This is a genomic window from Lysinibacillus sp. IITD104 (genome assembly GCF_036698265.2).
GTDB lineage: Bacteria > Bacillota > Bacilli > Bacillales_A > Planococcaceae > Lysinibacillus > Lysinibacillus boronitolerans.
Genome location: NZ_JBAHYH020000001.1, coordinates 3,001,739 through 3,011,993, shown reverse-complemented (window position 1 = coordinate 3,011,993; position 10,255 = coordinate 3,001,739). Strand labels below are relative to the sequence as shown.

Annotated in this window: 9 protein-coding genes; 6 read left to right on the top strand and 3 right to left on the bottom strand. The window is 39.7% G+C overall.

Annotated elements, in window-relative coordinates; translation table 11 throughout:
* The first annotated feature begins 77 nt into the window (after positions 1-77).
* The gene (locus V1L66_RS15410; protein ID WP_333005880.1) at positions 78-626 is read left to right on the top strand and encodes a histidine phosphatase family protein; all 549 of its coding nucleotides are present in this window, start codon (positions 78-80) and stop codon (positions 624-626) included.
* A 13-nt stretch (positions 627-639) separates the two neighbouring features.
* Complete coding sequence (locus V1L66_RS15405) at positions 640-1,485, top strand: GNAT family N-acetyltransferase (RefSeq protein WP_258860653.1); 846 nt, start codon at positions 640-642, stop codon at positions 1,483-1,485.
* A gap of 171 nt (positions 1,486-1,656) precedes the next feature.
* On the opposite strand, the gene V1L66_RS15400 is transcribed toward V1L66_RS15405, so the two are convergent.
* Positions 1,657-4,755, bottom strand: coding sequence for a copper amine oxidase N-terminal domain-containing protein (locus V1L66_RS15400; protein WP_333005854.1), 3,099 nt, complete (start codon positions 4,753-4,755; stop codon positions 1,657-1,659).
* 372 nt (positions 4,756-5,127) lie between these two features.
* Here V1L66_RS15400 and V1L66_RS15395 point away from each other — a divergent pair, with 372 nt between their 5' ends.
* The gene (locus V1L66_RS15395) at positions 5,128-5,352 is read left to right on the top strand and encodes a transcriptional regulator SplA domain-containing protein (RefSeq protein ID WP_016994319.1); all 225 of its coding nucleotides are present in this window, start codon (positions 5,128-5,130) and stop codon (positions 5,350-5,352) included.
* A 12-nt stretch (positions 5,353-5,364) separates the two neighbouring features.
* On the top strand, positions 5,365-6,393 hold the full coding sequence (splB, locus tag V1L66_RS15390; protein WP_312125210.1) for a spore photoproduct lyase: 1,029 nt from the start codon (positions 5,365-5,367) through the stop codon (positions 6,391-6,393).
* A 30-nt stretch (positions 6,394-6,423) separates the two neighbouring features.
* On the opposite strand, the gene V1L66_RS15385 is transcribed toward splB, so the two are convergent.
* Complete coding sequence (locus V1L66_RS15385; RefSeq protein WP_258860650.1) at positions 6,424-6,867, bottom strand: NUDIX hydrolase; 444 nt, start codon at positions 6,865-6,867, stop codon at positions 6,424-6,426.
* 123 nt (positions 6,868-6,990) lie between these two features.
* On the opposite strand from V1L66_RS15385, the gene V1L66_RS15380 reads away from it, so the two are divergent.
* Entirely contained in the window at positions 6,991-7,926 is a 936-nt protein-coding gene (locus V1L66_RS15380) for an arginine deiminase family protein (RefSeq protein ID WP_258860649.1), read from the top strand.
* 16 nt (positions 7,927-7,942) lie between these two features.
* Complete coding sequence (locus V1L66_RS15375) at positions 7,943-9,259, top strand: amino acid permease (protein WP_333005855.1); 1,317 nt, start codon at positions 7,943-7,945, stop codon at positions 9,257-9,259.
* On the opposite strand, the gene V1L66_RS15370 is transcribed toward V1L66_RS15375, so the two are convergent.
* Positions 9,203-10,009: a YqcI/YcgG family protein gene (locus V1L66_RS15370; RefSeq protein WP_333005856.1), complete on the bottom strand. Its 807-nt coding sequence runs from the start codon at positions 10,007-10,009 to the stop codon at positions 9,203-9,205. The two genes, V1L66_RS15375 and V1L66_RS15370, sit on opposite strands and share 57 nt — an antisense overlap.
* Positions 10,010-10,255 lie beyond the last annotated feature (246 nt).

Sequence of the window (10,255 nt, the reverse complement as noted above, 5' to 3'; positions counted from 1 at the left end):
AAATTGTGGGGAGCTTTTTTCTATGTATAACACATACATTACAAAGTAGAAGTGATATGATGAAGGAGATGAAGAAAATGGAAAATGGTCTCCTGGCGCTAGTAAGAAAGGGTGGGCTAACGTTATATGCAAGACATGGGACAGCGACTGTTGGTGTAGATCAAGCATATGGCACATTGCAATGTTGTCAAAATCAACGGAATTTATCCGATCAAGGTCGGAGGGAGGTAATTTATTATGGTCAAATGCTGCGTTATTGGCAAATTCCCATCCTTTCCACCATTAGAACCAGCCCTTTTTGTCGGACGATTGAAACGGCCCGATTGGCATTTCCAAACAACAATATCCAAATTGACCCCTTCTTGTTTGAAATCTTTATGCTAGGTGGCAACCTCCCTCCAGTAGTGCAAAGCAGTATATTAACGATTTCTACATCAATGCTGGAAATCATCCCACCCGAGGGCATAAACAACATAATTATTGGTCATAGCTTTCCAAGAGATGTGGGGCTGGGTATCATTTCGAATATGGGGACAGTTGTCATAAAGCCTAAAGGTCAAGGACAAGGTTATGAGATTGTGAGAAAACTAACCTTAGAAAATTTAGCAGCATTAGATTCCATTTGAAGAGAGGGAGCATATGAAGATTAAAACAGTAGCACAATGCACATTGGATGAAGTATTGAAAGCATGGAATAAAGGCTTTGAAGGCTATTTTATTGAAATCAATATGACAGCAGAAATGTTTTTACAGCGACTAGTGGGGGAGGGGTTATCTCCTGAGCATTCAATCGTCGTTTTTGATCAAGAGGAACCGATTGCCATTGTGATGAATGGCTTTCGTACCATCGATGGCAAAAAGACAGCTTGGAATGGGGGGACTGGTATTTCCCCAGCGTATCGTGGTAAGGGCGTCTCGCGCCTTTTAATGGAGGAAACCCTAGCTATTTATCAGCGAGAAAATGTAGAATTGGGTACGTTAGAAGCCATTAAGGAAAATCAGGTAGCCATTGCTTTGTATGAAAAACATGGCTATGTGATTGCCAATCAATTACTATTTTTAAGCGGTGAGTATGAAGCAAAGGTGACACCTACAGCAGCCCTTCGTATGGCGACCATTCGCCCAGAGCAGCTAGCATATCTATCTTTCTATCGGGAAAATGTTCCCTGGCAGTGTAGCTGGCAGAGCGTGAAGCAGGGAGAAGCAAGGGTGTTTTATAATGATAGCAATGAACCACTGGGCTATATGCTATACAAAACCTTGTGGAATGAATGTGGTGAGGTGGAGCGTATTCTACTTTATCAAATGGCAGTACTAGAGGAAAGTAATGTAGAGTTAATAACACAGTTTTTAGCAAGTATTACAACAGATAAAGTCCATTTGATGACAGTGAATTTCTTAGCGAGCAATCCAGCAACGAGCTATTTGTTAAAGCATGGATTAAAGGTAACAACAGAGCAGGTACAGATGACAAAGCAACTATAAGCCAGGCTGTCGTTCAGTATACGAAGTGAAGTGGAAATAGAGCAATGAAGTATATAATGCAATAGGATCATGTTTTAAACAGAGAAAAGTAATCTATTATTACAAAACAAGCAGGTACTCCTTATGGTGATGTATACACCATAGGAGTACCTGCTATAAAAAATAATGGACCTATTGATTAATTTGAGGGCCTTGGGACGCCTCATTCTGGTTATTATCAGGATATTTCTGGAGTTGCACCGAATTAATTGATGTGTTCGATAGCGAATAAGTTCCTTTCGCCAAAATCAGAACCTTAGCAACATATTCTGTAGATGAATCAAGTTGATTACCAAATGCATCTACTGGTGTGCTTAGCGCTTGGCTAACGTTGGAGAGAGGATTCGGATGAATTCTGGTGCTATTTGGATTGCTAATAGCATCCTCCAATTTGAAACTTTCTGCTTTATCCTTCGGCAACATAAACACTCTATACTCCGTTACGCTTTGACCATTTTTGACATCGAAGCTAATGTTTATATCGTTATATTTATATCCCTTATTCAAGAGACTAAGTGTCACTTTCTCCACTGATCCAGCGGCTGAAAGGTCTTCCAAAACAATGTAGGGAGATGGGTAGGATAAGCTATACATTTCCTTAGAATTTCCACCACCTACAGACAATATATATACGCGATATTCTTCGCCATTCGTTATAAGTCTTCCGTCTGTATCTCTACTAGTAGCCCCCAATTTCATACTATACTGGCCTTTACCCCAGCCTGTATAATTAGTTGCTCTAATAGCTGTGTTCAGATCAAAGTCATTTGCCTTTGATGCGGGTACAACTAGAATACGGTAACTATCTATATTTGATTCATCAGAAGGTTTTGTAAACGATATCTGTAGATCTCGACCATCTCCATAATCACCAACATCGCTTACATTAATATTGCTTACTGCCTGAACAGCTTTGCTTTTACTAATTGTAATCACAGATGAAGGAGAGGATAGAGCAGAGGCGTTTGAAGAGTTACCATTTGCAACAGTCAGTACATAGACGCGATAGCTAGTTCCTTCTGTAATAAAATTACCTCGTACATCCCTAATCCCATCTAACGTTCTATTCGCTACTAAATTTCCACCTTTGCCTTCTGTGATATAGTAAGAGCTGCTATTGGCTTGTGAAAGATTAAAGCTACTGTAATATGCAGTTGGAACCATTAGAATCCGATAATGATTAACATTCGATTCATCTGTAGGCTTCGTGAACGTTACTTGCACATCACGGCCATCCCCTTTATCATCTATATCTGCAACATTCAGATTAGTTACAGCTTGCACTGTGAAGTTTTTAGTTAGTGTAATCGAAGATGTTGCGGCAGTTAGCGCATTGTTTCCTAAGGTATTTCCATTGGCAACCGACAAGACATAGATACGGTAGTTCGTACCTTCTTTAATAGTATTTCCGCGCACATCCCGAGTATTTTCAGATAATACTTGCTCATATGTGGATTTCCCAGATTTGTTAACAGTCGTGTAATTGCTGCTGGATACGCTATTAGCATCCGTCAGACTAAAATTATTGTAATTTGCTGTTGGTACCACCATAATCCGATAGTGATTAATAGGTGCCTCATCAGCAGCTTTATTAAATGACACAAAGAGGTCACGACCGTTACCATTATCATTCACATCGCTGGCAATGATATTCGACACTGCACCCACATTGTTGCTTAGCAGCGAAATCATATTGGAGGCTGGAGAAAGTACATTATTTGCAGAGTTATTAGTTACTGCCATAATAAATACACGGTAGCTAACGCCATTTTGAATGGCATAACCGTCAGTATCTTTTGCTCCTGCAGAGAGCACCTGCGTAATATTGTTGCCTGTTTTGTTCACTTGTGTGTAATAAGTGTTAGGTAAACTGTTGGCTTTTGTCAATGTAAAGTTCGTATAGTTGTTAGCTCTTACAACAAAAATTCGGTAAGAGAGAACATTCGATTCATCAGACATTTTGTTGAAGCTAACTCTCAAATCGCGTCCATCGCCAAAATCATTAACATCATCTACTTGTGTAATAATCGGAGTAGATACAGTAAGCGTTACTGATAATGAAGCAGGTGAGAGTTTATTCATACTAGAATTTGTATTACTTACAGACATAACGAACGCTGTGTAGGATTCGTTATTCTTTATAAAGTCACCTGAAGTATCTCGTGTTGAGGAGGACAGAGTTGCTATCAACGTACTGCCGTTGCTTCCCGATTTGTCCACTGTTGTATAATAATTGCTGGATAAATTATTCGCAGTGGTAAGACTAAAATTGTTAGCATCCTTGGTCTTTACTATAAACACACGGTAATTGGATGTATTGCTATCATTCTGTGGACGAGTAAAGCTAACTGAAACATCACGTCCATCGCCAAAATCGTTAATATCGCTAATCTTCACATTTGTTACTGCGGTAACAGTAGACATGTTTGTTAGAGTAATCTTCGGAGAAGAAGTTGATAATACGCTAGAATAAGAACCTTTACCAATCGCAAGTATATAAACCACATAAGACTGATCATTTTTTATGTAGTCTCCGTCCACATCTCGCGAGCTTTGCGATAAAGTTACGACACGATTCGAATTTGAAGTCGATACCACCGAATAATTAGATGAGGAGACTTTAAGAGCTGATGACACATTGAAACTTTTAGAAGCCTTCACAACCATAACCCGATAATGATCTACATATGATTCTGTAGACGATTTAGAGAAGCTAACCTCAAGATCACGCCCATCTCCCTGATCATCCACATCTCGAACCGACACATTGCTCACTGGAGCAATACTATTATTACTTGGTGTGTCAGTTTTAATAGATACTTGCTGTTTTTCCGAGTTCCAATCAACATCCTGACCAAGTGCTTCACTGACGAAGCGTACTGGCACCATTGTTCTACCTTTTAATACCTGTGCTGGTACATCAAGCGTTACTGTCTGGTTATTAATAGTAGCTGTCTTCGATTTAATCTTGAGAACTACCGTTGTATCCCCTTTTATCCCTGTGACTGTTTGAGTCTTTGGGTTCCAGTTTACGCTTGCATTCAATGCTTCAAAGATCGCTCTAAGTGGTAGCATAACACGTCCTTGAATCATCGCAGGCGGCTGATCGGTTTTTAATTGCACTCCATCCACATTAATTGTGATGGCTTTTGCCGCTTGTGCGGTTGCCGGCTGCAATACTAACGGTACAATAAGCATCACAGCAAAAAGTAAAGTCCATATTTTTTTCATAAATTCCACCCTTCTTCATGCCATTTGATTGACTTAGCAAGACATCTAATTAAACGTATGAGCAGTCTAAAAGTTTCACCCTTTTACCTTTTGAAGAAAATTTAACCAACACGCAGTTTTGATACTTATTCTGGCTTACTTTCCTTACAAGTAGACTGAAAAGAGTAAGGGAATTTTGAGTGGATAACGTTACACTATTCGACGTAGGAGAGTTGAATAAAGCAGGTTCAATTGAAGTGTTACAATTTACAGGAAGTGCAATTTTCTTAAAAATAACCGCACGAATGTATGTATATTACCAACTAAATTTTTTATGACATATTTTTTGTACACTTTCACCAAACTAATGGAAAGGCAGAGGAAGGTGAAAAGATGCAACAACCATTTGATGTGGGAGATATTGTTTATATTTTTTACCGCAATCCACATATTCAAGATGTAACGAATATACAGGAAGCGGCAGTAGTGAATCATCCAGAAAAACCAGAGGAGCTAGCGCTATTTTTATTTGAAACATATTATCCAATTACGAATGACATGGTAATTTTTGCAAGTGAGATGGCGGCTGAACAGGCCTATCATCAGTATTTTCATTAAGGGAGGACTCGCATGATGAAGCCGTTTACCCCTCAGCTTGTTTATTTTGAGCCAGATGCTCTCCACTATCCACTAGGTCAGGAGCTAAAAGAGAAATTTGAGCAGATGGGGATTGAAATTCGCTATACAACTTCGCACAATCAAGTGAGAAATCTACCTGGTGACAATGATTTTCAAAAGTATCGGGTAGCAAAATCGACCTTAGTAGTGGGCATTCGAAAAACATTAAAATTTGATACATCTAAGCCTTCAGCGGAATATGCCATCCCATTTGCGACTGGCTGTATGGGGCATTGTCATTATTGCTATTTACAAACAACGATGGGCAGCAAACCTTATATTCGGACCTATGTTAATGTCGATGAGATTCTCGAACAGGCCGATCATTATATGGCTGAACGAGCACCTGACATCACACGCTTTGAGGCTTCCTGTACCTCTGATATTGTAGGAATTGATCATCTTACACACACCTTAAAGCGAGCCATTGAGCATTTTGGACAAAGTGAGCTAGGTCAGTTACGATTTGTAACGAAGTTCCATCATGTGGATCATCTATTGGATGCCAAGCATAATGGTCGGACAAGGTTTCGTTTTAGTGTCAATGCTGATTATGTCATTAAACACTTTGAACCAGGTACATCACCATTGGAAAAGCGCATTGAGGCAGCGGGGAAAGTGGCAAGAGCTGGATACCCACTCGGATTTATTGTTGCGCCAATCTATCTTCATGATGGCTGGCAGGAGGGCTATTATCATATGTTTGAGCGATTGGATGCTGAATTGCCAAAGGATGTGCGCAATGACATCACCTTTGAATTTATTCAACATCGCTTTACAAAGCCTGCCAAACGAGTGATTGAAAAAAATTATCCAATGACAAAGCTAGAGCTCGACGAGACGGTAAGACGATATAAATGGGGCAAATATGGCATTGGTAAATATATCTATCAAAAAGAGGAAGAGGAAGATATAAAGGAGCATCTGTACGATTATATGCAGAAATTTTTCCCTCAAGCAAAATTAGAATATTTTACATGACAATTAGAGAGAGAACGGCTTGTTTTCTCTCTAAATTAATTGTGTGATATATGGTTCAATATATCGACGATCTTTTAAATCGTTTGGTAAATGGTAAAGAGAGAAATATTGCATTGTCTCTGATTCATTGTAATCAATCACTAAATTACCAAGCACATTCCTTGTATAGAAGACTGCTGTAACGGCATATAATTCGTCCCCATTCGAAACTTTAAGGTAACAATCCGGACCAGAAAAAACACCTAGTAACTGTAAATCTGTGATGGCTAGTCCTGTCTCTTCTTGTACCTCTCTTTTGGCAGTATCCTCTAAGCTCTCGCCTAATTCCATTAAGCCTCCAGGGAGCCCCCAACCGCCATCATATCTTTTTTGTAGTAATATTTCGTTTTCAGTATTAAGAATGAGAACCACCGAACCAGGTAAAATAATTGGTTGGTGTCCTACATACTGTCTTAAAAATTTATAGTATTCCATAATGACACCCCTTTCTCTAAATAATTATAATTGGTAAATTCTTCTTAATTATGATCCTTGTATAATCCGAAAGTCAATGGTAACGCTAACAGAGATCGTCGTGAAGAAGGAGAGAATACTTGAATGGATTCATTTCAACTAAATTGTTGGTCAGAACATGGGGAACTGAAAGCGGTAATGCTTTGTGCACCCTCCATCGTAGATGTAACGGATCTAAAAATAGCAGAGCAGGTTGGTTGGAGTGCTACGGTCAACCATCAGAAGGCAATGGAGAATTTCATGGCATTAAAGACAACATTAGAAAACGCTGGGGTACATGTACTAGATTATGCAAGGGAACTAGCTCACGATCAGCAGTTATTAAGTGAGCAGTTGCTGAATCGTTATTTTGTGCGTGACCTCGCCTGTGTCATTGGTAATCGACTATTGCTTGGAAAGGCAGGAAGTTCGCTTAGAAGACCAGAGTATCCTCTTGCACATTCATTTTTAGAGAAATGGTTTCCACAACAATGGCTAGCAAAATCACAACCGCTTCATTCATTCGAGTGTGGCGATTTGTTAATTTTAAATAAAGATGCCGTGCTCATTAACCTTGGGATGAGAACAACGATAGAAGCTATCGAAAGCTTGAAGGAAAGCATTTTTCAAGAGGGATTTTCTGAAATCGCCATAATTGATTTACCGAAAAGCAATGATACGCTGCATTTAGATATGAATTGTAATGTTGTGAACCCGAATCTGGTAGTTGCTAAAAGCTTTGTACGCCATTTTCCTGTACAGGTGTTAACAGCTCAAAGCAGTCGTTTTGACATGGTAGAGCCATTTTTAAAGCGTCATGGTTTGGATGTTTACTGGCTTGACTCGTATAAGACCATTCCTGACATCAACTTTATTAACCTGAATCCAGAAACAATATTAATAAGCAAGCAGGCAACACCACAACAATTATTGACGCATCCTCTGCTGAAGAATAAAAATTTGCTTGAGGTTGACGTTACTGAGCTTGAAAAAGGCGGTGGTGGCATTCGATGTATGACATTACCTTTGGTAAGAACGTAACGAGGGGTTGATAAAAATGACTTCAAAAGCAGCTAAGGGAAGTATGGCCTGGTGGCAGCTTTCGCTTCTCGGTATCGGTTGTACTTTGGGAACTGGTTTTTTTCTTGGGACAAGTATGGCCATTCATAAAAGTGGGCCTGCGGTATTAATTCCTTTTTTGCTAGCAGCCATTTGTACGTATATCGTGTATGATGCACTTGTTAAAATGTCTGTGGAAAACCCAGATAAAGGCTCTTTTCGTACCTATGCCAAGCAAGCCTTTGGACGCTGGGCAGGCTTTAGCAATGGCTGGGTGTACTTGATTTCTGAGCTATTAATCATGGGAAGCCAGCTGATGGCGCTCGGCATTTTTACGAAATTTTGGTTCCCGGCGTTACCACTCTGGATTGCTGCATCGATTTATGCTGCTATCGGTTTAGTCGTAATTCTCACAGGCATGAAGGGCTTTGAAAATTTCCAAAATATCTTCGGTGCCTTAAAGGCAGCGGCCATCATTATGTTCATTATTGTAGCAGTGGTCATCATCATGAGGGGCACATCATCTGCTACGATGGCTTCACTTCAGGCTAATTATGAAGCATTTTTCTCACAAGGAATAAAAGGTATTTGGCTCGGATTACTTTATGCCTTTTATGCCTATGGAGGAATTGAAGTGATGGGTTTAATGGTCATCGATTTGAAAAATCCAAAAGAGGCGCCAAAAGCAGGGAGAATTATGCTGAGCGTGATTACCATTATTTTCATCATGGCCATTGCCCTTGCATTGGCACTCGTTGCATGGAAAGACTTTTCGATTGATGAAAGTCCTTTTATTACGGCGCTTCAAGGATACCATATACCTTTTGTGGCAGATATCTTTAATGGTGTGCTAATCATTGCTGGTTTTTCAACAATGGTTGCCTCGCTATACGCGGTCATTACCATTCTCACTACACTTGCTGAAGACCATGATGCACCGGCAATACTCGCAAAGAAAGGAAAAATGAAAGTTCCTTTTCCCGCCTTTTTATTTTTAACGAGTGGGCTAGTAATTACGATTGTAATTGGTTTTTTGATGCCAGAAAAAATCTTTGAATATTTGATCACGGCTGCGGGTTTAATGTTGATCTATAATTGGCTCTTTATTTTGGTGACCTACTGGAAGCTCATGGAGTTAACGAAGTGGGGGCATGTAAAGAATGGTATAGGGATATTGCTCATTGCTGTGACGGTGTCTGGCACTTTAGGTGAAAAAACAAGCAGACTCGGTTTTTACGTGAGCCTGCTCTTTATAGTCTTAATCAGTGTGGCGACCTGGATTGTTGTGAAAAGGCAAAGAAACATTACGGAATGAACCGTTTTCCTGAGACATCCTTAAAAAAGGACATTTAGATGGACTATGGTTATCATCACTTAAAAAATACTGCTTCCATTCATAACTATCCTCTTGCCCGTACCATTTTAAATCTGGATGTCCTGGAACTGTGTCATAATCTGCAATTCGCTGACGAATGAGCTTTTTGATTTTTCGTCCAAAGGCCGTTGAGTCGTTTATATCATCGAATATCCAACGTGGTTGAATGGCCATTAATAAGGTGGAAAAATGGCGACTCTTTCGCAATTTATGTGCTGGTGTTGCACAAGAGATAAAATAGGGCTCTCCATGAAAGCAAAACTCCCATTCATGGTGAGTTGGCTCCATTGGTATACTTTCAGGCCATTCCATCTCATCCATATTGGTTAAATTATTTAAGATAGACCAAAATAATTGCTGATAATCTGCCACCTCAAAGCGATCTCGCATATCGTGAGGGGTATGAAAGAACACAGTGAGTGTTGTATACTTCCCGAAAGTTCGTGAGGCTTTTGTATAGTCCTTTAAGCATTGTGCTAACATCCTAATCGATTGCTCCTCGCGTGGATCCCCGACAAAACTATAGCGCAAATGGTTTGATAAAAAGCCCATTCTTGCTGGTATACACGGAAACGTATTCGCTTCATCTGCAATCGTGGCAGCAAAATCAGTATAGGCTGACTGTTGCCATAATGGAAGTGTTTCAAACTGTTCCTCAATCCACTCCCGATCAAACACTACTACTTCCACTTAAGACTCCTCCTTCTACTCACCTTTATACTATTAAAGAAAAGACAAAGTGGTTACGAATCTCGGGTGAGTGACACGGGTATGCTGATAAAGATTTTTTAATAATTCATTTCAAGTTATGACTAACCTTTTTGCATGAAAGATGAATAATTCCATGAAGAAGAATGAGCAGCTTTTGGTTTAGAAATGATCGCTCCGAGCAAGGAAATGAGCAATTTTGAAGTAAAAGAGAGCGCTTCAAGCCAA